The organism is Porphyromonas cangingivalis, assembly GCF_900638305.1.
In the GTDB taxonomy this organism is placed as follows: Bacteria; Bacteroidota; Bacteroidia; order Bacteroidales; family Porphyromonadaceae; genus Porphyromonas_A; species Porphyromonas_A cangingivalis.
On sequence record NZ_LR134506.1, the window covers coordinates 2206667 to 2232797 of the forward strand.

Annotated in this window: 19 protein-coding genes and 1 tRNA gene; 5 read left to right on the forward strand and 15 right to left on the reverse strand. The window is 47.8% G+C overall.

Annotated elements, in window-relative coordinates:
• Positions 1-73: 73 nt before the first annotated feature.
• On the forward strand, positions 74-1294 hold the full coding sequence (dcm, locus tag EL262_RS09225) for a DNA (cytosine-5-)-methyltransferase (protein ID WP_036844621.1): 1221 nt from the start codon (positions 74-76) through the stop codon (positions 1292-1294).
• 15 nt (positions 1295-1309) lie between these two features.
• Here the strand turns inward: dcm and EL262_RS09230 are convergent, their stop codons facing one another.
• The 12 genes from EL262_RS09230 to EL262_RS09285 all read right to left on the reverse strand — a co-directional run bounded on the left by EL262_RS09230 (position 1310) and on the right by EL262_RS09285 (position 17458).
• Positions 1310-2017, reverse strand: coding sequence for a PmeII family type II restriction endonuclease (locus EL262_RS09230; RefSeq protein ID WP_025836906.1), 708 nt, complete (start codon positions 2015-2017; stop codon positions 1310-1312).
• A 136-nt stretch (positions 2018-2153) separates the two neighbouring features.
• Entirely contained in the window at positions 2154-3704 is a 1551-nt protein-coding gene (gene cobA, locus EL262_RS09235) for a uroporphyrinogen-III C-methyltransferase (protein WP_078735507.1), read from the reverse strand.
• Positions 3701-5779, reverse strand: a complete 2079-nt coding sequence (cbiQ, locus tag EL262_RS09240) for a cobalt ECF transporter T component CbiQ (RefSeq protein ID WP_078735508.1) — start codon at positions 5777-5779, stop codon at positions 3701-3703. The genes cobA and cbiQ overlap by 4 nt, the downstream gene beginning before the upstream one ends.
• Positions 5760-6056: a hypothetical protein gene (locus EL262_RS09245; protein WP_025836913.1), complete on the reverse strand. Its 297-nt coding sequence runs from the start codon at positions 6054-6056 to the stop codon at positions 5760-5762. Before EL262_RS09245 ends, cbiQ begins: the two co-directional genes overlap by 20 nt.
• A gap of 7 nt (positions 6057-6063) precedes the next feature.
• Positions 6064-6777, reverse strand: a complete 714-nt coding sequence (locus EL262_RS09250; RefSeq protein WP_036851807.1) for an energy-coupling factor ABC transporter permease — start codon at positions 6775-6777, stop codon at positions 6064-6066.
• Between the two features lie 53 nt (positions 6778-6830).
• Positions 6831-8003 carry a proline dehydrogenase family protein gene (locus EL262_RS09255; RefSeq protein WP_078735509.1) on the reverse strand — a complete coding sequence of 391 codons (1173 nt, stop codon included), beginning with the start codon at positions 8001-8003 and terminating at the stop codon, positions 6831-6833.
• Between the two features lie 21 nt (positions 8004-8024).
• Entirely contained in the window at positions 8025-8954 is a 930-nt protein-coding gene (locus tag EL262_RS09260; RefSeq protein WP_078735510.1) for a sirohydrochlorin cobaltochelatase, read from the reverse strand.
• Between the two features lie 227 nt (positions 8955-9181).
• Positions 9182-9859 (reverse strand): lipoyl(octanoyl) transferase LipB, encoded by a 678-nt coding sequence (gene lipB, locus EL262_RS09265; protein WP_025836914.1) that lies wholly within the window; start codon positions 9857-9859, stop codon positions 9182-9184.
• A 49-nt stretch (positions 9860-9908) separates the two neighbouring features.
• The gene (locus EL262_RS09270; RefSeq protein ID WP_078735511.1) at positions 9909-13013 is read right to left on the reverse strand and encodes a PD-(D/E)XK nuclease family protein; all 3105 of its coding nucleotides are present in this window, start codon (positions 13011-13013) and stop codon (positions 9909-9911) included.
• A gap of 146 nt (positions 13014-13159) precedes the next feature.
• The gene (locus EL262_RS09275) at positions 13160-14596 is read right to left on the reverse strand and encodes a DUF4270 domain-containing protein (protein ID WP_159442717.1); all 1437 of its coding nucleotides are present in this window, start codon (positions 14594-14596) and stop codon (positions 13160-13162) included.
• 95 nt (positions 14597-14691) lie between these two features.
• Entirely contained in the window at positions 14692-15489 is a 798-nt protein-coding gene (locus EL262_RS09280) for a glycogen/starch synthase (RefSeq protein ID WP_025836920.1), read from the reverse strand.
• Positions 15490-16102: 613 nt separating this feature from the next.
• The gene (locus EL262_RS09285) at positions 16103-17458 is read right to left on the reverse strand and encodes a hypothetical protein (RefSeq protein ID WP_126464419.1); all 1356 of its coding nucleotides are present in this window, start codon (positions 17456-17458) and stop codon (positions 16103-16105) included.
• Positions 17459-17651: 193 nt separating this feature from the next.
• Between EL262_RS09285 and EL262_RS09290 the strand changes: the two genes are divergently transcribed.
• From EL262_RS09290 to EL262_RS09305, 4 genes are all read left to right on the forward strand, one after another.
• A complete protein-coding gene (locus EL262_RS09290; protein WP_025836927.1) occupies positions 17652-18254 on the forward strand; it encodes an FKBP-type peptidyl-prolyl cis-trans isomerase in 603 nt (200 codons plus the stop codon).
• A gap of 408 nt (positions 18255-18662) precedes the next feature.
• Positions 18663-18735, forward strand: a tRNA-Phe gene (locus EL262_RS09295).
• Positions 18736-19226: 491 nt separating this feature from the next.
• Positions 19227-19661 (forward strand): CPBP family glutamic-type intramembrane protease, encoded by a 435-nt coding sequence (locus EL262_RS09300; protein ID WP_159442718.1) that lies wholly within the window; start codon positions 19227-19229, stop codon positions 19659-19661.
• Positions 19662-19857: 196 nt separating this feature from the next.
• Positions 19858-22119: an nSTAND3 domain-containing NTPase gene (locus EL262_RS09305; RefSeq protein ID WP_078735514.1), complete on the forward strand. Its 2262-nt coding sequence runs from the start codon at positions 19858-19860 to the stop codon at positions 22117-22119.
• Positions 22120-22394: 275 nt separating this feature from the next.
• Here the strand turns inward: EL262_RS09305 and EL262_RS09310 are convergent, their stop codons facing one another.
• The 3 genes from EL262_RS09310 to EL262_RS09320 are packed head-to-tail and all read right to left on the reverse strand — an operon-like array spanning position 22395 to position 26022.
• A complete protein-coding gene (locus EL262_RS09310; protein WP_078735515.1) occupies positions 22395-24446 on the reverse strand; it encodes a gluzincin family metallopeptidase in 2052 nt (683 codons plus the stop codon).
• A 24-nt stretch (positions 24447-24470) separates the two neighbouring features.
• On the reverse strand, positions 24471-25466 hold the full coding sequence (locus EL262_RS09315) for a glucosaminidase domain-containing protein (protein WP_036853287.1): 996 nt from the start codon (positions 25464-25466) through the stop codon (positions 24471-24473).
• 4 nt (positions 25467-25470) lie between these two features.
• Positions 25471-26022: a shikimate kinase gene (locus EL262_RS09320; RefSeq protein ID WP_025836935.1), complete on the reverse strand. Its 552-nt coding sequence runs from the start codon at positions 26020-26022 to the stop codon at positions 25471-25473.
• Positions 26023-26131: the final 109 nt, after the last annotated feature.

Below are 26131 nucleotides of genomic sequence, written 5' to 3' on the forward strand. Positions count from 1 at the left end.
GTGATCTTAATACTTGCAGATTAATTTAGTTGTTGTAAATTTGTAACCATGTATAATGTTGTATAATGTGGTTATGGATGATTTTCTAAAGATAGAAGAGGTCTCAAAACTGTTGAATAAGAGTAAACAAACTCTTAGAAGATGGGATGCTGAAGGTAAACTTACTGCTATGAGGGAACCAATTAGTGGATATAGAGTTTATCCAAGAAAGGAGATAGAAGGACTATTCTCTCACTTAATTGAGGATAAAGCATGTTCAAATATTGTAGAACCAGATAGAAATTATACAACAATTGAGCTGTTTGCTGGAGGGGGAGGGTTGGCCATCGGGTTGGAGTCTGCAGGGCTTAATTGTATAGCTCTTAATGAGATGGATAGATGGGCTTGTCAGACATTGAGACGTAACAGACGTTTTTGGAACGTTCTAGAAGGAGATATCAAGAATTTTGACTTCACTCAGTATAGAGATAAGGTCGATGTTGTTACAGGGGGATTTCCATGTCAAGCCTTTAGTTATGCAGGAAAAAGACTTGGATTTACAGATGCTCGTGGAACCCTATTTTATGAGTTTGCAAGGGTTGTGAAAGAAGTTAATCCATTGATTTGTATTGGAGAAAATGTAAAAGGTCTTTTGTCTCATGATGGCGGTCGAACAATAGAAGGTATGATTTCTGTTATGAACGAAATAGGATATAATGTACTTCCTCCTCGAATTCTTAAGGCAACGAACTATAGAGTTCCTCAAAAAAGGGAACGAGTTATCATTGTTGGTATAAGGAAGGATATTAAAACTCAGTTTCAGATGCCACTTCCCGATCATCGTGTATACAACTTAGCTGATGCTCTTAAGGCTGGAGAGCTATACGATAGTGATGTTCCAAGTTCCCCTGGTGCAAAATATCCCCCTCAAAAGGAGGAAGTGCTAAAACTAGTCCCTCCCAAGGGATATTGGAGAGACCTACCTATAGAAATTCAGAAGTTATATATGGGGGGAAGTTACTATTTAGGAGGTGGAAAAACTGGTATGGCAAGAAGAATAGGCTGGGATGAGCCTTGTTTGACACTTACATGTAGTCCTGCTCAAAAACAAACAGAAAGATGTCATCCTGAAGAAACTCGCCCCTTTACTATTCGTGAATATGCTCGTATCCAAACATTTCCAGATGATTGGCAGTTTGAAGGGTCTATAGCACAACAATACAAACAGATTGGTAATGCTGTGCCGGTCAACCTTGCTAAGGAGATTGGGTATTCCATTGTAAGATTTCTGAATGACTATTATGCTCAGAAATAATATTATTATATACTTTTATAACCCTTTGGAAGATATTTCATCTGCTAGGGCATTGATAATGCCATCTAATTGTTTTGAACAATTGTATTCGAGTGCTATTTCTCCTATAGCATCAGTTAATTGGGAATAAAAGTCCTCATCGCCCGTCAAGTGTAACCAAAAGTCTTTTCCTATGTATACATTGAAGTTTTCATTGAGCTTTTTGTAATTGGCACTCAAATCTTCTATTTTACCATATAAAACTCCCACTACTAAGTCGTTAATGCCAACATCAAGATTATTTGTTCTTGCGAGATTTTTTACACTCTGAAAGTGATCCGATATAGTTTTAACATCATCTTTGTTGATTGTGTTGGGACCAGCTTTTACTTGACAGTACTTTTTTCTGCCATCTATTGCATCAATGAATTCAATGTCAATGCCTTGGGTAGTTGATCCAAATCCTGAGAATAATGTGTTTATCATCTTTTGGGTTTTATTTCCAAATGAGGTGTTGATAGAGGTGCCTAGTACTCTTGGGTATATTAAGGCTTTCGCAATGCTTTGAGGACTATCATTGCCTTCAAGAAAGCATGCCAAATATTTAATTAGAAAAGGATTTACATTATAGCTTTTTAACAAAGAAGCTTTGTTGTAGCTGTTGTCTATGTGAGTTTCAAAGAGTTCTTTCCTGAAAAAATCTTTAGCATTAGCTATAATGTTTTTTCTTTCGTTTTCTGTCATGACATTTTTATATTATGTTAATATCGAAAGTTAGCAGTTTTTTAGATAATTGTCTGTTTGATTTTGTACTTATTTAGCATGACCGCACTTTTTAAGTTTTAGGGATAATGGAGATGAATAGAATTATCAACTTGTATCACAGAGAGTCGATGATGGCTTGGGCGACATCTTGGGGTGTGGCCTTGGGGAGGGTGCAGTAGGCTTGGATGCCGTAGGTGGATAATCGTGCAGTGGTGGCAGGACCATAGGTGATGACTTTGGCTTGGCGAGGGAGGCTGTGTAGGTCGTATTTCTCCATGAGTTCAGCGAAGTTGTCCACAGCCTTACTGCTACTGAAGATGATGTGGGTGAAGCCTATTTCCTTAAAGAAAGTCACATCGTCCTTAACATAACTCACCTTGACGCTGTGATACAGAGGTATGTCGATGACGGAGAGGTGAGCGAGTGGTGGGAAGATGAGGGGCTTTGTCTCGTTGTCATAAGCACCGTGGGGTGAGACGATCGTTGTCGGTCTATCACCGATGTGAGTGATGAGTTCGTCGATGAGTCCTTGTCTGTCTCTGCGTGTGGGGACGAAGTCGGGAACAAGTCCATAGCTACGGAGGCGGAGGGTTGTCGTCTTACCGATGGCCGCTATCTTACACTGTGCCAAGGTACGGATGTCTCTGCCACTGCGGATGAGCATCTCCATCATATAGTCCACGGCTGCGGTGGTGGAGAAGGCGACCCATGCTCCGGGTCGTATCTGTGCTAATTTCTGTTCGATCTCTTCGGAATACTCATCCATCTCATGCTTGGAGGTTGGTAGAGAATGGATGTAGGCGACCTTGTCTCCGAGGAGGTCTTCGATCACAGAGCGTTCGGTATCCACGCTCACAGCCAAGACTTTCACCTGTGAGAGAGGAGTGGGAGCGAAGAATGAAAACTCTTCGGCAAAACTGACCACTTCGCCCACCACGAAGAGCCCCGGAGAGAGTTTCGAGTAGTCGGTGAAGTCGGGTGTGAAGTCTCCTACTTGGCCGATGAGACTGTGCTGAGAGGGCAGCGTGCCATTCGTCGTGACGCAAGCGGGTGTGTCGGGGGATAATCCTGCTTCGATGAGCCTTTGGCAGATCGTCGGGATGACGGTCGCTCCCATATAGAAGACGATGGTTCCTTGGAGCTCCACAAGACTCTTCCATGACGAAGCTTCGTGCTGATGCTCCTTGGTTGAAGCGGTGATCAGGGTCACACTACGGCTCATACCCCGGTGGGTGACGGGGATGCCGGTATAGGTGGTGACGGAGTTGGCTGCCGTGATGCCGGGTACGACCTCAAAGGGGATGCCTCGTGCGATGAGGGCTTGGAGCTCTTCTCCCCCACGTCCGAAGACGAAAGGATCACCACCCTTGAGCCTGACGATGCGACCGCCTTTGAGGGCGCGTTCGACGAGGAGCGTATTGATGTCCTCCTGAGGGTGAGAGTGTCGTCCACAACGTTTGCCCACGGGGATGCGTTCGATCCCTTGGCGACAATGGCTGAGGATGACAGGATTGACCAGAGCATCGTAAAAGATGACATCAGCACTGCGCAGACATCGGACGGCACGCAAGGTGAGGAGATTGGGGTCTCCGGGGCCTGCGCCCACGAGCGAAACAATGGTGCCTTCGGGAATATGATCTGTGGGGGTGATGTCTGATGATGTCATAGTCGGTTGATGAGTTCGTTCTTTTCGTTATCGTAGAGGGCTTTGAGTTCGTTGTATCGGTCGTTGTCTCCCTTTCTTCGGGCAGATATCATATCCTGACGAAGTCGGCTCAGTGAATGCAGTCTCTCGGTGTCAAGGTGAGTGTCGAGATAGGTCTCATAACGATCTCTGAGTACTTGCCCCACTTCGGGTAGGCGGTGCTTGGTCTGTATGGCAAAGGTCGTGTCTCCTTTGGACGATGATGCACCAAGGACGAAGGTGCTCTCGGTGGCAGATGAGAGGTTGTTGACAAGGATGCTTCGTTGGTGGCATTCTTCAGAGACCATGTTATCGACAGTGGTATGGCCTGTCCCGGCAATGACAAGGGTGTATCTCCACGTGTCCCCTTGGATGAATGTACGTGCGATGTGGTGTGCCCCTTGGGCTGCTATCAATGCCTGCATCTCGGGACATACTTCGGGGCTGATGACGTCAAAAGGAATGCCGTGGTGACTCAGCGTGAGCGCCTTGCGGTAAGCCCCTTGTCCTCCACCGACGATGAGGGCATGGTGTACTTGAGATGGTAAGAAAATGGGACAGCTCTCAACTTCTTTTGATGCAGCACCAACTCTCAGTTTCGAGTAACGTGGGGGCTGGAGATTGGCTTCTCGGAGGGCAATGGTGTCCGTAAAAATCATGTCGATGTCCCCGTCAGCGATGATCCTCCCTTGGTGCAGGATGATGCCCCTCTGAGCCCACCGATGAGCAAAGTCCATATCGTGGGTGGAGAGGATGATGGTCTTCCCCTCTGTGTGTAGTCGGGTGAGGAGTCCTCTGATCCTTTCGGTAAAATACTTGTCCAGACCTGCCGTGGGTTCGTCCAAAATGATGATCTCCGGACTCATCGCAACGATAGAAGCGATCGCAACCCACTTCTTTTGGCCCTCACTGAGGAGGTGGGGTGGGGTCTTCATCAGGGGATGGAGTTCGAAGTCTCGTATGATGCGATCGACCTCACTTTCGAGGGCTTCGCCTTTGAGGCCAAGGTTTTTGAGTCCGAAAGCTATCTCGTCTGCCACGGAGGGGGTGAAGAGTTGGTGCGAAGGATTTTGGAAGACAAAGCCGACGGTATGACGAAGATCATTGACATCCGTGAGTACTTCTCCCCTGAGAGACAGAGCGCCATTTTGGACTTTATGGATGCCTGAGAGGAGTGCGAATAGGGTAGACTTACCTGCACCATTTTCGCCCAAGAGGACGATGCGCTCACCTTTCTTTATCTCAAGTGTGATGTCGTGGAGTATGGGGCAGTCCTTTTCGTAACCGAAAGAGGCGTTGGCTACCGACAACAGGCTGTCATTCAATGTCGTCGGCTCTGATTGACCTCTCGGAGTGGAGTAGATGTCCTCTTCGCTGTAACCTCTCGATAGCAGACCTTGGTAGACCTTCTCGGCATCGTTGTGTGCGAGGATGAATGTCTGCGCAAAGAGCATGCCCGAGTGTTCCGCTCTGCTTCGCCACGTGGTATAACCGAGGCGACAACGTTGGGCCGTGAGGATGTGCGAAGCCGTCTCCGTCATCACGTTGATGTAGCGGTAGATGAGTTCGGAGAGTTCGACAAAAAGTGCAGGAACTCCCAGTGCGCGAAGACGGTGCATGACGCTGTATATCGGTGTGGTGGAGGTGATGAGGAGGATGGCGAGGAAGCCATTGAGGCACCTCAAAGAGATGAGTCCGAAGAGTCTGAGAGTCTCATGAGTGACACCCCATCTCCGGAGGGTAAGGATGGCTTGCCCCCCTCCCTCTATGCTTGTCAGCAGGATAGGCAGAGTGCCTAATAGGATGAAGAGGAGGGTAAGTACTACACGTCGGATCAGCTTGGCACGACCACTTCGAGGCGTGAGCCAAGCGTGGAGTGCCACAAGGGGGATGAGCAGGACTACCTGCCCGATGATGCTCTTGACGAATAGAGCAGTGATAAGGAAAATAAGGGGATAAAATAGACGGAACAACCCCGAGTCCATCTCCTTATAGAGTGGACCGGAGGTTGTCTGTGTCTTGTTTGAGTCAGGATGGTCAGTTTGCTGACTTGTCATTAGCGTGTTTCTTCAGAAGGGCATATCCTGCCACGAATATACAGATGCCGATGAGGACTTGGAGTACGAACAACCATGGTTCGGTCGCATCGGTGGGCTCGTAACCTATGGCATTCATCTCAAGGACTTGTCCTTCGTGACCCGTGATGTTGTGGATCACGTCGCAGGCTGCATCGTCCGTGCCTCCGCCGAAGTCTATCCATGCACTGGCGATGGGTGCAGCGAGACAGAGCAGGAGGATGATCACGAGGATGATCTTATTGGTCGTCTTGTTCATGATAGACTTATTTTGAAGTGGATACTAAGGGGACTTTGACATCCGACAGCAGGCGGATGATGATTGCTGTGATGATACCTTCGAGGATGGAGAGGGGCACTTGTGTCACGGCAAAGACCGAGAGGAACTGCATCGCCGAACCAAAGATGCCGCTGCTTGGGTCCGGGTAAGCCAATGCAAGCTGGAAACTCGTCGTCACATAAGTACTCATCGAGCCTAAGAAGGCTGCGAAGAAGATCGCAATGGAGTTGGGAGCGTTGAGGCCTTTGATGAGCTTGAAGACATAATAAGCTACCCAGGGGCCGACGATGGCCATCGAAAAGACATTGGCGCCAAGTGTGGTAAGACCTCCGTGTGCCAATAGCAACGACTGGAACAGTAGTACGATGAGCCCCAACAATGGGATGGTACGTGGTCCGACCGTCAGTGCACCGAGTGTCGTCCCGGTAAGGTGACTGCTGCTGCCGGTGACGGAGGGGAGTTTGAGCGCAGAGAGGATGAAGATGAATGCGCCCGACAGTGCGAGCGTGATCTTACCTCTCGGATTGCCTTTGACTATCTTTCGGATAGCGTTGAAACTCAGAATGATGAATGGCAAACTAAGCACATACCATACGATAGCCCATGTCGGAGACAGATAGCCCTCCATGATGTGCATCGCCGATGCTGTCGGTGCCGATAGCACGACAAGGCTGAGTAAGAGTAATAGTTTTTGTTTCATATCGAAATAGGTTTGGGGATAGGTGTCTTGACGAGTCTCAGACTGCTTTTTCTTTAGCTTTTTGCGGAGCGACGTCTCTGCCTTTCGGTGCGTATGAGCCCGAGCTCACGGGTAGTCTGCCCCTTGATGGCTGTATTTTCTTCGGCACGACGGATGAGGTAAGGGAGTACCTTGTCCACGGGTGCGTAGGGGAGATACTTGGTGACGTTGTAACCCGCCTTGGCGAGGTTGAAGCTGAGGTTGTCACTCATGCCATACAGTTGGGCGAAGAAGATGCGCTTGTCATCCGGTGCGATGCCTTGCTGCTTCATCAGTTCTGTCGCCTTGAGGAGGCTTCTGTCGTTGTGAGTGCCGACGAAGATCTCAAAGTGATCGATGCGTTCGAGGACGAAGCGTACACCTGCATCATAGTTGTCGTCAGTCGCCTGTTTGTCTTTGCAGATTGGATCGGGGTACCCGTTTTTCTGAGCGAGCATGCGCTCCTCTTCCATGTAAGCACCGCGGACAAACTTGATGCCGGGGATGAACCCCTTGTCGCGCGCCTCTTCGTCGATACGCTCAAGCAAGGCAAGGCGGTCATGGCGATACATCTGAAGAGTAGCAAAGACGATGGCACGCTCTTTGTTGAACTCAGCCATGGCCTCGACAGACAATTCGTCCACAATCCCCTGATAAGCATAGTGCTCGGCATCTATGAGGATACGTGTGCCATGCTCATGAGCAAGACGACAAAGCTCCATGAACCTCTTCCGAAAAGCATCAAAACGTTTCTGCTCTTCGGCTGTAAGCGTTTCTCCTTTGGTAACCTTTTCGAGTACGGAGGTAGGCCCTACACCACTGGGTTTGAAGACACCGTGGCTCACGTGTGGGTTTCCCTTTGCGAAGTTGAGCGAACGTATCGTTTCCTCATAAGTCGCATTGATGTCTGCCTCTGAGCTACCCCCTTCTGCCGAGTAGTCAAGGACGGCACATACCCCTCTCGATCCCAGTTTTTCGAGTGTCGGACGAGTCTTTTCGAGCGTTTCTCCCCCGACGAAGTGCCTGTATATCGTGGGGCGAAGAGCCCAACCTATCGGGAAATGTATGCTTGCTGCAATATTCGAGAGTACCTTACCCGTCTTGACGAGAGTGGTCGACGCCATGGCACGGAAGAGCAGCTCGGCACCTCGGAGATCTGCATCCGACTTGCCTTCGAAGGCGTTTTTGGTATTTGAAAAGTCTATCATAATGTTATCGTTTGAGGGTTTTTAGTCCATCTTCTCACCGGTGACGGTGTATATTTTCTTTTTCGACATGATGTCCCACTCGCTGTAAGTGACCGTGTCCTCAAGTTTGCGAAGGTAAAGGGCTTGTATGCCGGGATGTTCGCCCAGCCCTTGGAGCAGGACATCGACCTCATAGCCTTCGGCTTCAAAGTCTTCTTTCCAATCCTCTGCAATGTCATTCTTTGCGTGTTCTCCGGCCACAAACATAAATGGTACCAAAGTCACCTTTTTGTGTCCCGAGCGTCGGAGTTCTGCCATGGCTTGCTCCTGTGTCGGGAAGCCTTCGATGGTGCCTACGAAGACATTGTCGATCCCCATCTCTCTCAGTACATAAGTGATCATCGTGTATTGTGCCGTCGAAGGGTGATAAGTCCCATGACCCACCCACACGTAAGCCCGATCCTTGTCGTAATCACTCGTAATCGCCTCTATGGCTCTATAATAGTCGATGGGGTGATAGAAGAGTGGTGATCCCACACGTATCTCTTTGAAGCTCGAACGGCAGGTGGTCACATCCTTTCGGATCGACTCCATCTCCAACCCATCGATAAGGACTGTCGGCTGCACGACCACATGTGTGTATCCCTCGGATCGGAGGTGTTCGAGGGTCTCGGGGAGGTTCAGCTTTGGCTCTCCCCGGTCTCTGAGTCTCTTGAGGATGATGCGAGAGGTGTAGGCATCTCTCACTGTGATATCCTCATAGAGGGTTTGTGCCGATCTGTTGATGGCATCGATGGTCTTCTCCCTCGTGTCGTTGTGTGTCGTCCCGAAGTGGGTCATTACGATGGCCATACGCTTGCCTTCGGTGATCTTCTCGGTCAGAGGGTCTCTCTTGTAGTTGGACATGAGTCCGATATGCTTATCTCTTGGATTTATTTCGTCGTGCATCGTGTGTGATGGTGTTACATTCATATCTGTACAAAAATAATCTTTTTTGGAGATATATGACCTTTATTGCAGAATTTTAGAGGTATATCATTTTTGTCGGCAGACAGAAAACTTTCTGTCCCGAAATAGAATACATTCTGTTGCCTGCCGGAAAGTATTCTGTCTGGCAACAAAAAGTTGTGTCACGAATGTGTTCGTTGGGAGAAAAAGTCGGATGGAGTTATTTTATTTGTTGATAAACGATACGATATTCAGGTTTTTATGATTTCTCGTCCAAAGACTTCGCTGAAGACCTCCTCAAATCGGTCACGTAGGGTCTCCATCGAGAGCTCGTGTCCGACTTCGAGGTGGAGAGAGGTGACCCCTTTGTCGGTGAACCCGCAAGGGTTGATCCAGTGGAAAGCTTGAGGATCGGTATTGACGTTGAATGCCATGCCGTGCATCGTGATATAACGACTGCAATGTATCCCTATGGCTGCGACTTTGCGAGGCATGGGGCTGTCTACGTGCATCCATACGCCCGAAGCCCCGGGGAGACGGTGGCCTTGGAGACCGTACATGGCAAGGATGCGGATGGCGACTTCTTCGAGCGACTCGACAAACTCACGCACGCCCATACCGAGCTCCTCGAGGTCGAAGACAGGGTAGATCGTCCACTGCCCCGGACCATGGTAAGTGGCATCTCCTCCTCGTGAGATGTGGAAGAGGGAGACCCCTTGCTGAGCAAGGAAGGCTTCGGAGAAGAGGACATTGCTCTCCTTGGCGTGACGACCAAGGGTGATGACGGGGCGGTGTTCGTTGAAGAAGAGGCGGTGTTGTACGCTCTTGCCCTCCTTCTTTGCTTCGACTCCGAGGTCGAAGGCTTGTTGCTGAAGTGCGAGAGAGTCTGCGTATTCTATATCTGTATGTGTGGTGCTGATGATGTCCATGATGGAGGAAGTTGTTTTGGTGGAGATAATGATTTTTTGGCAAGGCTTTTTATTCCTCTTCTCCGATCTCGCCCGTCGTGCTGCGTGCCGTTGCCTCACAGAGGTCGAAAGCGGGGCAGTGCTTACACACTGTGGGAGAGGGTTGGGGCGCAAAGGTCTGTGTCGGATCTACAATGGCACAGAGGAGGGGATCAATGAAGCCCTCGAACCACTCCTGCACCGAAGCATAATCTTCGATGACGGTGCTGACCGACCTTCCCGACGAACTGTCCTTCATGATGAGTTCGCCGGTCTTGGAGCGGTGGTGGGGCTTGTTGATGATCGGACGGAGGGTAGAGAAGGCGGGCAACTGTTGTCTGAACGGATGCTCGGGCGACATCTTTTGGATGACGTGGCAGTAGAAAAGGAGTTGGGTCGCCGCTCCGTTGAAGAGTCTCGGCTGGTCATTGTTCGATGAGATCTCATAGATATCCCGGCCTGTCTTGTAGTCTGTGATGCGGAGGCAGTCCCCTTCGAGGTCGATGCGGTCGATGAAGCCTTTGACGTTGATCGTGGAGCCATTGGAGAGGGAGAGGGTGTCGATGAGCCTCATTTCCCCTCCGACATATTTGAGTTGTCGAGGGTAGTCTTTGTCCTTACGGATGATACTTTTCACCTGACTCACTGCGTACTCGTACTGGATGAGGTTGTAGCCTTTGAGGGGCTGTCCGTCATCTTTGCCGAAGACGTGTTGGCGGAATTTCGATAGGACGAGTTTCGAGACTTCGGTGTTGTCCTTTCGGAGCCATTCATCGAGTTGTCCCTTGTCCATAATGCCATCATAACGCTCTATAAATCCTTGGTACAAGGCTTCGAGACTGTTGTGGATGATCGTGCCGAGGTCGTTGCTCTCGATGCGCTCCCGTAAGGACTCTTGGGCGTTGATCTCTTGGATCATGGTATAGTAGAACTGTCTCGGGCAGACGACAAAGCTTTTGAGCCGTGAGGGTGAAAGGGCTCTCCCACTCTCGGGGTCTTGGAGAGATTTTTGGTATGCCGAGATGAGCTCGGGATGAAGGACATCGTTGCTGTCGAGCTTCTGGAGCGGAGAGAGCGGATAGTCGGCGGTCTTGTACTCGACATCCACACCGTAGATGTAGTGCAGCATGCGGATGTATCTCGATGGCTCACCCTGAGAGAGGTCGCTTTTGCGTGAGTCATAGGTCAGCACCACTCGCTTGGCACGGCTGATGAGACGGAAGAAGTTGTACGCCCTTGTGCGGTCTTGCCACTCGTAAGTGGGCAGACCGTAGCCCAATCTCAGAGAGTAGGGGATGATCCCCGACACCGCTCTTTTTTGAGGAAGTAGACCTTCCGAAGCATCGGGGATATAGACGATGTCAAAGTCCAAACCACGAGTCTCAAGCACCCCCATCATCTGAAGCCCCTTGAGTGGCTCGCCACTGTAAGGGATGCGGGCATTGCGCCAGACGGTCAAGAGGGCATCTGCCACGGTGTCTATGGTCAGTGGCAGACTGTCTATTTCTCTCTGCCAGTGGGTCAAGGTGTGTTGGACTTCGAGGGTGAGATACAGCAGTCGTGGGAGTATGGCTCTTTCGGCTGAGAATGACGCTGAGGGGTCATCAGAGGTTGCGGTGTCGGAGGGGATGTCTTTATTCCACTCGGTGAGGTCTTCGGGAGTAGAGATAAGACTTGCCGAGAGAAATCTCAACAACCTTATGAAGTAGTCGAAGAGGCTCAACCCTCCGTCTTCTTCTTTAGGCAAGGCGACGAATATCAATCGGAGCAGTGCCATGGCTTTGTCGTTGACATCTATGGAGAGGGTCTCAAACGCTTCCTCTGCAAGGGTAAGGATCGTCTTTCCGTTCAGAGATATGTGTTTGCGACGGATGATGTTTTCGCTCATCTTCTCTCTGATCTCTGTCAGATAGGGAGAGAGCACAGACATCGATAGCAACTGTATGACATCGGTACCTCTCCATATTTGTCGTTCAGCGGAGGGACCGTTCTTTTGTTTGCGGATGATGAGGATGAGTTGTTCGAGCAGTGCCACCGGTGGAGTCTCTCGTACGGGATAACCCATGGTTACGTTGAGATGGCGTACCTCGGCAGGTATATTGTTGAGCATCGGGATGAGCAACCTTTCATTCGGTAGCACTACTGCCACACGGAGGTCTTGCATACTCTCGGGTTGGGTCTCGTGCAAGGCCTTGAGATCTGCGCCTATGTATGCCGTCTGCGCTACGGAGGAGGGGATGGCCGTGACTTCTACCTTTGGGAAGCTCTTGATACTCTCTCTGATGATGGCATCGTCACCTGTCGGCTCAGGGTAGTGGCTGAGGTTGTATTCTCTGAAATATGCTCCTGGGCTCTTGTCTTGTAGCGGTATCGAGGGATAATCCCAATAGAAAAGCGTTTCGCTACTCTCTTTGAGATGCTTGAGGATGCGGTGCTCGCAAGGGGTAAGGGCATTGAGCCCGACGAATACATTGATCACTCCATCCTGTCCCAAGGTGCTCTTGCCTGCGTCGATACTGTCGCACACCTCCCTCATGATCATACCGTCGTAGCCTATACCGAGGTTGCGTAGGCTTTCCTTATAACTGACATACAAGTCGTACAAACCATCCCAAAAGGTGAGGAAACTCTTCAGTAGAGGTTTGGCATCCTCTGCTTTTGCGGGCAAAGGTCTGAGAAAACTGTTTATCGCCTCTTTTTGAGTATCATCGAGATAAGAGAGCTCGTTCTCCAGTTCTTTGAGTTCGTAGAGATTGCGGAAGAGCTTTTGTGCATCACTGCGGTGCTTGTCTAGATCCTGGAAGTCTTGTAAGATGAGTTCGCCGATCTGATAAAAGCCTTCAAAGGTCATCGACTCTGCTTTTTCTTCGGGCAACCTTGCCACATAACACTTGTACAACTCAAAGAGCAGGATGAGCTTTTCGCCCGACACCAAGCGGGACGAAGAGGTTATGTATTCGTTGAGTGTGGTGATCTGTGGAGCCAATAAGGGAGTGTCTCCGAGTCGGGACTGAAGGTAGTGCATGAAGAACAACCTTGCCCTCCTATTGGGCAAGAATATCCTGTACTTGTACAACTCCTTCTGGTGCTTTTCGAAGAAGTGTGTGGCGATCTGTTCGAGGAAAGGTGTCATCATCGATAAGAGGTGTCTTGTCTCAAAAGAGAGGAGATCTCCATCATGGCCATGCCGTGACTCGGGGATCTCCTCTCTTCTATGAGTTCTCCAATTTTGGGTGGAGCTAAACCTTCATTACTTTGTGTTAACTCTGTCTTAAAAGGGGATCAGAATGGACTTCCCTTTTTGTGCTCCGTCATGATCGCTCTGATCTTGCCTTTGTCTCCCGTGAAGTTGAGCCTTATTGCTGTCGGTAGCACCAGGTTGGAGATCGAGCTTGAGAGAGGTTGGTTTGTGTTGGGGTTTGTCACAGTGGTACGATCCACCGGCACCACCCAAAGGACGAGATCTTCGTTGGGCTTCTCGCTGATCTGCTTTCTGATGAGGGGAGCGAGGTTGCCGAAAATATAGGTGGCCGAGCCCGTTGAAGACTTGGTGCTCAAGTAAGTCGTGTACGGTGCATCTATCTCTGTCAATTCCTTTTCGAAGAATTTTCCTACCGAGTCTTTCGGCAAGATGAGGAGATTACTTGGCAGGACGAGATCGTACTGACCGCTACCCTGAGGCTCTCCGTAGAGGGTGAGAGGTAATGAGTTCAACTCTCTTATCATATCAGCCTTACCCTCTTTCAGCGTCTTTGCGATGGCTGTCGTCGGGATGGTGAGCTCTGTCACCACACCTGCGGGGGACTTGATGTAGCTGATGCCTTTTGACGGATCTGTGTTGATGAGGCGATCAAGGTTCTCGTTTGCAAATCGAGACAACTGTGGCACTTCGGATGTGTGTGCCAACTGCTGGGTGAATGTGGCGAGGTAAGTCGAGTCCTTCTTGTTGTCCTTTGTCTTGCCTTTGACCTCTTTCTTGAAGTACATGGTCAATGCCGTACGCTGGACACGTAGGATGCTGCCTGTCCCTGCACCCACTGTGATGTACACACCGGGGAAGTACTTGTCGAACGCTGCTTGCGATGCGAACACCGGATCACCTCCCTTGCTCTTGTCGTAGATCTCCTGACCCAGCTCCCGAGGGAGAGGGATGTCGACGGCGGTCAGACCCGATACTGTCTTGCTGTGCCCCCTGCCTGCATAGTAAGATGCTTTGCCGAGGAGCTTATCTGATACGTACTCGCTAACATCGGAGATCGTGTATTTGGAGAAAGGAAGAGCCTTTGCCAGTCTGTATGCCTCGACGGAGATCGGAGCCAACGAGTCTCCGGTGTAGCCCGAATAGTAGAGCGTGATCGCCATGGAGTCGATACGGTCGTTGATGGGAGTGTCTGCGAACTTGAATCCCGCAGGGATATGAAACTGAGTAAGGTACTCACTGCGTATGCGACCGTACTGGATGTTGGGTATCTCGCCGATATAACCATAGTGTGAGGTCACATAGATATTATTGTACGAGGTGCCCTTTGCTATGTTTTGGTGTTTCAAGTCTGCAGAGACTGTCTTCCACTTGATCTCATACTCCTTGCTGAAGCTCGACAACTTGTCATACTCGGGTAGATTGTCGATACCCAATGCGTTGTTGCGGTCATCGCAGGAGGCCATCAGGCCGGTCATGAGCAACAAACATCCCCATACGATATGCTTTAGTCTATTCATCGGGATAAGTGTATTGTCTTTGGTGTGATAATGTCGTTTCAAAAAAAGCATCCGTCCTACCTCTCACACTCAAGTGCAAAAGGCTGTCGGTCGGATCAGAGGGTCGCGTAGAAGTCATCCACGGCCTTCACCAACTCTTCGGGCTCGTGGTAGTCCAAGTACTTCTTGCCCGAGCCGTGGATCGCCTCCAGCAGTTCGGGACTGATCTCCTTCGTTGAGATCACCATGCCGTCGATGTACTTCAGCACGAGCTGGACGAAGGTCTCCTTGTCCAATGCGGTGCCATCGAGTAGAGGTGATGTGATGTTGTCAAAGCCCAAGACCCTTGTGAGCTCTTCGCCGAAAGGTTGTTGGGGAGTCTGGTCGTAAGCCGAGAAGACGATCTTTGCCTGTGCGAGTGCCGGCTCATCTTTGTAGAGTGTCCTCAGATAGAGTGGGGCAAGCCCTGTGAACCAACCTTGGCAGTGGATGATGTCCGGTACCCAGCGTAGCTTTTTGATGGTCTCGAAGACCCCGCGAAGGAAGAAGACAGAGCGTTCGCTATTGTCCGGATAGAGTGCCCCCGACTCATCGTGGAGGTTGCCTTTGCGGCTGAAGAAGTCGTCACTGTCGATGAAATACACCTGCATCTTGGCAGAGGGGAGCGAGGCTACCTTGACGACGAGTTGATGTACCTTGTCGTCGATGACGAGGTTCATGCCTGAGAGACGGATCACCTCGTGGAGCTGGTTGCGACGTTCATTGATCGTGCCATAGTTGGGCATGAATGTACGGATGTCATACCCGAGTTCTTGAATCCCTTGGGGCAAGAACTGTGAGATCTTACCGATAGGGCTGTCTTCGATATATGGATGAATCTCTTGAGCTAAGAATAGGACTTTTTTTGCGGTCATAAACGTAAAAAGATTGTTCAAATTCCCTTCCATACACAAATGTGCATGAAAAGTGCAACATACTTAGCAAAGATACGATTTTTTGCGCAATTAACCGCAGGTTTTTCAAATGGGGTGAGAGGGGGTGAATTTCTGTGTCATAGGTGTTTCGGATGTCAAGGGTGTTTGGGAGGTGTCCGCATCGCCTCTGTGCCGGTATCTGTTCGAGAAAAAAGGTGTAGGCTTGTGGGTGTCCGTGTTTTTCCTCCTGTGAGACCTTTCGTGCTTTTTTGTCGGGAATGCTTCGGGGCTTATCCTTTCCTGCCCTGCATGTTTTCGAGGAGTACCTCGGAATGTGTTCTATGTGCCGACAGAATCCATTCCGGGAGGGGATAGAAAGCATTCTGTCGACCGACAGAATCTTTCCGAGTCATGGTGGGATGTTTTTTTTTATTGTCCGGGAGATTGGGATCGTTTCGTAGGGTGGCGGAGAGGCTCGTTCGTCGGTGCTCGCAGGTCTCTTGTAATGTCTGTGAGAATAGGACTCGTAAGCTGATAAAAAAAGAAGAGACCTCGCCGAGATGGATCCGGTGGATCCGATCGACGAAGTCTCTCTATCGTAACTGTATTGAATTTATGCGTTTCTGAATCCGTGTGCAACGAAGACAAAGGTTACTCCCTCCACAGCCACTTCGTTTGCAAACGTGAGGCGTACGGTCACCCGGAGCTTCGCGTCTTGGATGACGGCAGACACGAGTTCGAATCTTGGGTTTTCGAGGTACAGATCGCCATTCTCTTGTGTGATGCCACTTCCGCAAGAGATGATGTCGTTCATGCCCTTTGTGTGGTAGTCCAAGGCTTCACCTTTGTAGGAGAACTGAGCTTGCTTGATCCAATTCATGATGCCCGATTTGAGCTTGTCACTCATGTCCTTACCCTCGGTGAAGTCTCCTTTGAGCTTCTTCTTGAGGGTCTCATCCAAGGTCGCGCTGGTGCTGATGTCGATATCCTTTTTAAGCTCGGTCAGAGGCTTGAAGTTGTTTACTTCTTTTCTCAAGGTCGCCAGTTCTCTGTCTGAATCCTTATCTCTTAGGCTGACGGTAAGCCATAGTGCATTGTTGTTGTCGTCTCCTTGGTGTCCGTTGTCGGAGAGTTCGACCACATATTTGTCGTGGTCATACGAGAGCATATGTCCGCTGTATAGCCCGAGGTGCATAAATACTCCGCGCATATATTTCTGTGGTGCAAAGTTTTCGACGATGCTGACTTTGTGATCGTAGTAGTCCATCGGTCTCAGCGGTAATGTGGCATAGGATGAACTCGAGAAACCCTTGTAGCCGATCTTGAAAGTGATGCTTTCTTTGGCGCGATCATACCTCAAGTCGATGATTTTGACATACTTCATGTCCTCTTCAGTAAGGATGTACTGCTGTCCCTGGGTGTTCGACGAGATAAACGACACGAAGCGTGCAAGATATTCGGTGTCATACATCTCGGTTTTGTTGTTGATGTACAGAGGGTCGAGGTCAAAGGTCTTGAAGAGCTCTTCCCCCTTGACCTTCCATGTGGCATACGCTCTGATCCCGATCTCCGAATCTGACGGGCGTATCGCAAAGCCTGAAAATGCCATCTTTTGACTATGTTTCTTTCCATCGATGAGAGCTTCTCGGATGTCGAGGGTGAATGTCCCCTTGGTATCGTCACGATCCGTGAGGGTGGCATCCTTGATCTCAATCGTCTTCGAGCCGACCTTTTTCGCTTCGTGTACGGATCTCACCAGAGCGTCCACGGCTTCCACGGTCATTGTGGTGCTCCAGTTGTAGTACTGAGCTATCTCCTCAGCAGTGAGATTTTGCTGCTGAGGGTCTTCTTTGGATCCGCCCGGATTTTCGGGCTTTGGTTCTTCAGGCTTAGGTGAGGGCTTGTTGTCGTGATCACATGCTGAAAGTGCTATCATCAGCACCATAAGATATCCTACAAATTTCTTCATAATTGATGTTTTCGATCTTAATGTTTAATGGAGTCTTTACTTAATCTTCTTTCTTAGCCTTGCAAATATAGTAATTATTTTTAGAAACGAGGGTGGCCTTTATAAACAATGTGTCATGCGAAAACATTATCATCTCTTTTTTTGTTTGTATCTTTGAAGATATTTAATGATTCTAACACAAAATATTATTACAATGAAAGTAGATAAAAATCTATTGGTCAAGGCACAGTACACGCTATATACAGTCGCTACTGATGGCAAGGAAGAGATGGTCGAGCAGACAGCTCCTGAGATGCCATTGGTGTACATTCAGGGTATGGGATTGATGCTCCCTGAGTTCGAAAACAACCTCCTCGGCCTTGCACAGGGTGAGAAGTTTGACTTCGTCCTTACTCCTGAGCAAGCATACGGCGAGGTGTCTGAAGACTACATCACTACCCTCCCTAAGGAAGTGTTCCTTGTCGATGGCGAGTTCGACGAAGAAGTCGTATTCGTAGGCGGACAGGTGCCTATGCTCGATGCGGATGGCAACCAGCTTCTCGGTAAGGTGCTCGAAATCACCGATAACGGTGTGAAGATGGACTTCAACCCATTCCTCGCAGGACAGACTCTACACTTTGTAGGTGAGATCCAAGAAGTGTCTGAACCAACTCCCGATGAGGTACAAGCTATCCTCAATCCTCATGCAGGTGGCGGATGCTGTGGCTGTGGCTCAGAAGAACACGGTGGTGGCTGCTCATCAGGCGGTTGCTCGACAGACAGCTGTGGCTGTGGTTCTGGCGGCTGCGGTTGCTAAGCCATAACTTCTCCTCATAATGAAATCAACGATTATATCCTCCCTCTTATGGGATCTCGATATAATCGTTGATTTTTTTGCTCATCACTCGGCTTTTACTTATACTATCGGCTCTTAGGGCCTCTCCTGCACTGCTTCCTACCCATCCTTGCGATCCTCCAAAATGAATTGTCTAACTCGACGACAACGGTTGTCTAATTCAATTCATCAAGTTGTCTAATTCGATCTCAAAGGATGTCTAACTTGATTTGTCACTTTGCTAACCTCATCGGTCAAGGACTCTTCTCTCTGTAAGGGAGACTACTATTCTCAAAAACACCAAATCCCAAATAAAAAGCAAGAAAAAACGCTCTGCCCCTTGTGGAATCAAAATAATGTATTACCTTTGCAGAGCAAAAGAAAAGCAACGGTGCCATAGCTCAGTTGGTAGAGCAAAGGACTGAAAATCCTTGTGTCCCCGGTTCGATTCCTGGTGGCACCACAGCAAACAAAGTACCTGACCTCTTAATGAAGTCAGGTGCTTTCTTTATTATTAACCTTATACAGTTTTTTCGGCTAAAGGGGGCGAAGATATCTGTATTTGTAAACGTTTAGCCGTAAGATATTATGTCAAGCAAGAAGGAATTCCGGATACAGAAAATGTTACCTATAGTCTTACCTACGGCAATTTTTCTGACTCTCTTTATCCTTTCTAAATATAAAGTCGCCGGTTTTGAGCAAATTGGGTACGCTATTGGCTATTATGGTTGGAAAGCCCTGCGGTTTGTCATGGGGGCATTTTAGTGGATGAAAAACTTACAGTCTAAGCCCTCGGAATCCAGAGACTTCCTAAAGTAGTCAGGGAAATACATTGAGGGCAGATCTCAAATACTTTCCTGAGGGCCTCTATTTACGAAAAGAAAAAGAAACTGTAGCTCAAACAGACCACATGTTATGATCCATAAGATCTCAGATTGGTTATCAAGGATATCGATGGCATCGTTTGTAATACTGATCCTCTTGGTCTGTATCTTATGGTGTGTTGTCTTCAATGTAGTAATAGTGGCCTCAGGGATTGATGTCGGGTACATTTCAGAGGCACCCGATATCAATCAAGTCTTTGAGTATTTTTCAGGTATTGTGATCATCCCCATGCTGGAATCTCTGCTTTTTCAGAAATTGCCATATTGGGGGCTGACGAAGAGCTCATATTTGAGGAGAAATATGTGGATCGTCTACATCATCTCTGCTTCCCTCTTTGCGCTATCTCACATCTATTCGATAGCCTACATCATCTACACTTTCATCATCGGCTTAATCCTGATTTACTCCTACCACATTCGAATAAACAAACACCCTTTTTGGACAATCACCTTGATCCACTCACTCTTCAACATCTCCTTCGCTATCTATAAGGCTCTTGGCTGATAAGGCTCTCTACAAAACAACGAGATATAATCCTTGTTGTTTTGTTTTTGACGCTATAGATAATACACAAAAATATTAGGTGATTGGGTTGTGTAAATATTACTGAATTAAGTGTTTTTGCAAATTATGTTATCTTTAAATTAGTGTTTAGAGATACTGTTCGTAGAATAATACCCCCTTGATCTTTTTGTAGAGTATGACTAATTATGATTTCCAAATTTTACAATATAATGAGCTTGAACTTTTGACACGTGATCTATTTCAAGCTGAGTTTAATGTCTACATAGAAAGCTTTAGGGATGGACGTGATTTAGGGATAGATTTGCGTTTTGGTTCAACGGGAGACGACAAGACAGTCGTCCAAGTCAAGAGATATAAAGAGTGGAAAGATCTCAAGCAAAACCTGAAGCAAGAGGTTGAGAAGGTTCAGAGGCTTGCACCTCGTCGATATATGATATCCACATCTGTAGCTCTTTCCCCGGAGAATAAGGCTGAAATTATGCAGATGTTCTCACCCTATATCATTGATGCCGGTGATATCTATGGGCGAGATGACTTGAATAATCTTATAGGTAAACATAACAGTATAGAGCGTAAGTACTATAAGCTTTGGTTAGCGAGTGTCGATATATTACAAGCAATTGCGAATAGGGGCGTTGTCAATCGCTCAAAGTTCGAATTGGATCAGATTAGAGAGGAAATTGGGCTATATGTGCAAAATGATAGCTTTAGAGTGGCAGACGATATTCTAAAAGAACAGCGTTATGTGATCATTTCCGGTATTCCCGGTATTGGGAAAACGACATTGGCCAGAATGCTTTCTTATCATTTATTGGCTCAAGGATACGAAGAGTTTGTTTATGTTGCGGGAGATTTGGATGATGCCACAACTCTTTTTCAAGAGGGAAGAAAGCAAGTTTTCTTTTTCGATGATTTTCTGGGAGCGAATGTTTTTGAGCCGTCCGGAAAGGGGTTTGACAAGAGATTGATTGCCTTTATTGATGCAATTAGAAGAGCAAAGGATAAAGTACTTATCTTGACTACTCGAGAGTATATCCTATCTGAAGCTAAAAGTAAATACGAGGTCTTTAAAATACGAGACATAGACATTGCAAAGTGTACGGTTGATCTTTCCTCGTACTCGAGATATGTCAGGGCGAATATCCTCTATAATCATTTGGCTGAAGCTAATTTGCCAAATGATTATATTGAACAATTGTTAGCTAATAAGCAATATCGAAACCTAATTGACCATCCCAATTATAATCCTCGTATTATAGAGGCATATATAGATAATGGGGCATGGAAAAAATACCCTGCTGACCAATTTGTGACTAATTTTAAGCTCTTCTTTGATAAACCAATGATGGTCTGGGAGTATGCATTTACGGATCTTGATGTTAAAGCACGCTATGCGTTAATTGTACTAACGTCGATGGGAGATAAGGTGTTTCTAAAAGACTGGAAGAGCGCATTTTCTCATTTCTGTAAAGAAACATATTCTGATTTGGAACTAAAATGTGGTGATCATGAGTGGAGTAGAGTTTTAAGGATATTGGAAGATTGCTTTATTAGAACAAAAATGTATGATGGAGATATTATAGTTTCTCATTTTAATCCATCTGTACGTGATTTTATAGTTGCTTATCTGAACGACTTCAGAGAAATTCAGAGACTGTTGATCAAGTCCACACTCTACATGGAGCAGCTTTACACGATATTTAAGGTGTCTGATAAACCAAGTATATACAATTGTTTTTATGTTAATATAGAAAAGGATTTATGGGATAGTGTGATAGAGAGTTTTGAAAAAGTAGTGATAAATTCATCGTTATCTTGTGAGCTCTCTGTTTTTGGAGGACGAGTATACCGTAATCAGCATTGCAACAAAATATGGTTTTATTTGAACTTCTCATCTCATTACCGACGGTTACTTGAAGTAAATAAAGGCCTTTTTGAGAAGCACTTTGAACTCAAAGATGTTTTTGATAAAAAAATATCATTTTCTCATAGAACGACCTTTGTGGCAATGCTGGACTGGCAAATACTCTCTGTTGATTTGAATAAAGTTGTAGATCGTCTTATAGAAGAGATTGCATCTACTGAAGATTGCCGAGACTTATTGGAGATGCTTACAGAATTAGGGCTTAATGAAAGACTCAAGGATCAGGAGTTATTGGCTTCCATAGAGACAATTATATCTTGTGAAATAGATAGTATTTCAAAGACTGAAGAAATTGATGAGGTATCTTCTCTTCTTGATGATATAGATAAATTCCTGCCACTGGATAATTTTAACTGTAATTTTCTTGAGTGGTTAGGAGAAGTTCAGGAGGCTCTTAAAGAATATGAGGGGGATTACGAAGATGATGGGTATGATCGAGAGTTTACCAGATATGATGGAGGTAATGATGATATAAGTATCAATGAAATGATGAGCAGTCTTAGGGTTAAGTAATCTTTGGGTCATTTACGTGTTGTGTTTTATATCCTATATCTTGGGATAATTGATCTTTTCTAATTATTTCTTGGCTAAGAGCTTAAAATTGGATTAACATTCGACTGTAATCGACGATAATCGACTGGTGCGGTATTGGGGTGTATTATCTTTGTGTTCGCTTTGATGTAGCGACATCGGAGAGGATCCTCATGTAATTGATTGTGCTCAGGTGATAGGTAAAAAGCCATCACGCATCATGCGTGATGGCTTTTATTTATGAGAGGATGATGTGTTTATTGTTTTGAGAGAGCCTCTGTCACGCCTTCGATGATCGGTGTGGTAGAGATTGGTGTTCCGACAGCATTTTGCATCCATTGGTTGGGAATGATCCTACCGATGGTGAACATTCGCTCAACTTCGGTTGCTAGTGGACGGCCTTCCATATAGCGTTGGATCTGATAGCTGATCAAGTGCCCGATGGCGTAGTTGGGCAGATAGATGGGGTATACCAGCATGTGCGAATAGATGGCGAGGAGCGTTTCGTCCTTGCCACCGAGGATGCCTGCGTAGTACTTGTTCCACACTGATTTTGCGATGTCGAGGACCGCGTCACGAAGTTCGCCTGCTGTCGCATCCGGATGTGCGTAAAGCCATTGCCATACTTGTATATCTACGAGTGACACGCCCATGATCTCGTAACAGCTCCAGAAGACATCAAGGCTGACGGCATCGAGGTTGTCTGTACTCTGATAGCCAAGGAGTTGGAGGTCACGGGCTTGGAAGAGGAAGGCGAGGGCTTCGGTAAAGCCTGTGTTGGGTACGCCACTGAGCATGTAGTGGTCGACATCGTTCATAGAGAGTGTTTGTTCGACATTGTGCCCAAACTCGTGTATGGCGATGTTGTAACCCTTGTAGTCCATCCCCTTGTCAGAGATACGTGTGCGCAGACGAGCGACATCTCCTCTCATCTGTGATCCCATGGCATGACCTGCACCACGAGACGGATCTACCTCGATGAGGGAGGCGATCTGTCGGGCACGTTCGGGTGTCCAGCCGAGTTTGATGAGGATATAGGGCAGATCGTCTTTGAGGGCTTGTGGTGTGGGGTACTTCCTTGCTGTTTCGGCAGAGAGCTTCACTTCATTTACAGAACTACGAGCCTTGAAGCCGTCGTACCAGATGTCGAATGGCTCAAGTGATCGGCCAAGTTTCCTTGAAATATGTGCAGCAACATCCTTGACGACAGGATGGGTGAGGAGGGTGTCAAAGAGTTTCACTACATCATCGAGCATCATCTCCATCTCCAAGTCTATGGCTCGTTCGATCTGTGTAGGATAGTGTGGTGAATAAGCATCGAGACGGCGTGCGATCTTGAACAACTCCAAGAGGTGAGCGTAGCGTACATCGGGCTCTCTTGTGGCGTCCGTAAGAACTTCGTCCCCCTTATAAACCTTGTTGGTATAAGGATCCCAAGTGACTTCGTTATTATTGATGACGATTTGTGGGATGCTTTGGTCGATGATGTGCTTCATGACCTCGTAGATCATGCGTTGTTTGGTGAGTCCTTGTTGGCTGTCCGAGTAGTTGGACTTGAGTTCGTCTCTCAAACCCCAGTGAGAGATGAGGTGCATATCTTCGGGAAAGAAGCGGTTGCCCTTCTCATCGACGAGATTGCCCATCATGATGTTGTAGTCAGCAATATAGGTGTCATTGGCAGTCAGTGAGGTGGACATGGCTTGGCGCAGGTCCGCAGGGACTCTCGATATGAAACGGTCACCCATACGTGCATAAGCCCATTCTTGGCGTGACCAACTGTCACCTTTGGCTGTCTTCTCCGCAAGAGTATAGTGTGGGAAGTTGAGCGCAGTGATGAAGGCTATCTTGTTTGCGAAAAGATCCTCGTCGAGGTGGGCTTTCACATCATAAGCTCCGAAGAGCATATCCACTTCTGTCAAGGCCGGACCGGTGACATGGAGTGGCATCTTGAGACGCGAGTCGATCTTATGGAAGTGGCCGTTGAGGGTCTCGAAGTTGCGTTCGAGAGTCTCGTAAAGTGTGCCGAGGGCTGAAGGATCGTCGACAAACCTATCGAGACAGAACTTCTCGAAGTCCTCTGCCGAACCATCCTTCTCGATCCAAAGGTGTGCGACTTGTTTCACCCCTCGTTCGATACGGAATGTTTGGGCTTCGCCAAACTTCTCTTTGAGTGCACTTATGGTGCCGGAGACTTGGGCGTCTGAGATGAAGCGTTCGGGTGTCATATCAGCCTTTTGTTTGGAGGGCGCCGTACAAGCTGATAAAAGCAGACTTGTGACGGTGACAAGGAGTAAGTAAACTCTTCTCATAGCAATACGTATTAAGGATTAGGGTCATCGTAGAAGGAGGACATCACCTTCGTTGGGGACATACTCTTCGGACAACCTATTGAGGGCATATAGAGCCGAAATCTTGATGCCATACGTCTGTGCGATCTGGTGGATCGACTCACCGACCTTCACGACGTGCTCGTAATGTGGAGGGACGGCCTTGGATCGTTTCGGTTGCAGATACACGATGTCGCCCGGAGTGAGAGGATAGCCTTCAGGGAAGTCGTTGTGCTTTGCCAGCTTACGTTCGCTCATCTCCATCTCACGAGCGATGTCTGCCAGTGTCTCTCCTTGCTGAACGATGGTGTACAATAGCTCGTTGCCGATGTATGCAGGGCGCTCTCCATGTACACCTCTCTTCTCCTTCTTTGGCTGTTGTTTTTTGGGTTGGGGCGCAACAGACTTTGATGGAGCATCGTAAGTGTACAGACGCTTGGGATTCTCTTTGTCTATGAGGTAGAGGCGGTTGTCCTCAATGAGCTTGATCAGCGCATTGGCATAGCCTTTGTTGGTGGCATAACCGCACTCTTGAAGACCTCTTGCCCAGCCCTTGTAGTCTGTGATTTTTAACTTGAAAAGGCGTTGATATCTCTTTTGCTTGAGGAAGTAACTGTGATCCAAGAACGACTCTTCGACGGTGTCATAGGCACGGAAGCATTCGTTCGGCAGATCATCGTTGTGGTAAGAGCGACCGCCGGTCCAGCTGCGGTGACATTTGATGCCGAAGTGGTTGTTGGCCTCTTTTGCCAATTTACTCTTGCCCGCACCGCTTTCGAGTATGCCTTGGGCGAGCTTGATGCTGGCTGGTATGCCATGTTTCCTTTGTTGATCTAAGGCAAGGGGAGCATATCGGTTGATGTAATCGTTGTATGGAGTGTAGGCGCGTGCTGCAGGGATGGGGCGTGGTGCTGCTGTGCGGGTGGATGAGCAGGAACTCGTGCCAAGAAGCACAACCAAAGATAGGAAGCCACAAAGTGTCAGGCTATAAATAGATTTCATATACTTATGATTTAGGAGTGTTCAGTACTGATAGTATGTGTTCGGCCATGCGCTTCTCATCCTCGACGGTCATCATCCCCGAGACATCGACAGTATGATGGGCTTGTGTATAGTAAAGCTCTCTCTTGGGTAAGGTCTCTTCGACATACCTCCGTATGCCTTCCTTGTCCAAGTGTGCGACCAAGGGTCTGTCTGCTTTGCAGATCTCGAGACGGTCGGTGAGACTGTCCATGTTGCTGTAAAGGTATACGACTGTGCCACGTGACTTCATGATGTCGATGTTATTGTCGGTACAAGGCATCCCTCCTCCTGTTGCAATGATGAGGTCTTTGTATTGAGACAATTCTATGAGGATGACGGTCTCACGCTTCCTAAACTTATCTATACCACAGCAGGCAAACATATCTGTGATGCTGCTGTGGTATTTCTTTTCGATGTATGCATCGGTGTCGACAAATGTCCTCCCCGTCATTTCGGCAAGATGACGCCCGATGGTCGTCTTGCCTACTCCTGAGAAACCGATGAGAAAAATTGGCCTCGGGTCTTCTGGTGTCATATTTATTTACTCCTTACTGACTTGGTTCTGAATACAAACGAGGGCTGTTCCTGAAGAAAACCTCCGAAACAGCCCTCATTTGGCGTACTTTAGATGGGTACACACGTAA

Coding starts and splice junctions, on each gene's coding strand:
- dcm (WP_036844621.1), top strand. CDS start 74: ATGGATGATTTTCTAAAGATAGAAGAGGTCTCAAAACTGTTGAATAAG.
- EL262_RS09230 (WP_025836906.1), bottom strand. CDS start 2,017: ATGACAGAAAACGAAAGAAAAAACATTATAGCTAATGCTAAAGATTTT.
- cobA (WP_078735507.1), bottom strand. CDS start 3,704: ATGACATCATCAGACATCACCCCCACAGATCATATTCCCGAAGGCACC.
- cbiQ (WP_078735508.1), bottom strand. CDS start 5,779: ATGACAAGTCAGCAAACTGACCATCCTGACTCAAACAAGACACAGACA.
- EL262_RS09245 (WP_025836913.1), bottom strand. CDS start 6,056: ATGAACAAGACGACCAATAAGATCATCCTCGTGATCATCCTCCTGCTC.
- EL262_RS09250 (WP_036851807.1), bottom strand. CDS start 6,777: ATGAAACAAAAACTATTACTCTTACTCAGCCTTGTCGTGCTATCGGCA.
- EL262_RS09255 (WP_078735509.1), bottom strand. CDS start 8,003: ATGATAGACTTTTCAAATACCAAAAACGCCTTCGAAGGCAAGTCGGAT.
- EL262_RS09260 (WP_078735510.1), bottom strand. CDS start 8,954: ATGAATGTAACACCATCACACACGATGCACGACGAAATAAATCCAAGA.
- lipB (WP_025836914.1), bottom strand. CDS start 9,859: ATGGACATCATCAGCACCACACATACAGATATAGAATACGCAGACTCT.
- EL262_RS09270 (WP_078735511.1), bottom strand. CDS start 13,013: ATGATGACACCTTTCCTCGAACAGATCGCCACACACTTCTTCGAAAAG.
- EL262_RS09275 (WP_159442717.1), bottom strand. CDS start 14,596: ATGAATAGACTAAAGCATATCGTATGGGGATGTTTGTTGCTCATGACC.
- EL262_RS09280 (WP_025836920.1), bottom strand. CDS start 15,489: ATGACCGCAAAAAAAGTCCTATTCTTAGCTCAAGAGATTCATCCATAT.
- EL262_RS09285 (WP_126464419.1), bottom strand. CDS start 17,458: ATGAAGAAATTTGTAGGATATCTTATGGTGCTGATGATAGCACTTTCA.
- EL262_RS09290 (WP_025836927.1), top strand. CDS start 17,652: ATGAAAGTAGATAAAAATCTATTGGTCAAGGCACAGTACACGCTATAT.
- EL262_RS09300 (WP_159442718.1), top strand. CDS start 19,227: ATGGCATCGTTTGTAATACTGATCCTCTTGGTCTGTATCTTATGGTGT.
- EL262_RS09305 (WP_078735514.1), top strand. CDS start 19,858: ATGACTAATTATGATTTCCAAATTTTACAATATAATGAGCTTGAACTT.
- EL262_RS09310 (WP_078735515.1), bottom strand. CDS start 24,446: ATGAGAAGAGTTTACTTACTCCTTGTCACCGTCACAAGTCTGCTTTTA.
- EL262_RS09315 (WP_036853287.1), bottom strand. CDS start 25,466: ATGAAATCTATTTATAGCCTGACACTTTGTGGCTTCCTATCTTTGGTT.
- EL262_RS09320 (WP_025836935.1), bottom strand. CDS start 26,022: ATGACACCAGAAGACCCGAGGCCAATTTTTCTCATCGGTTTCTCAGGA.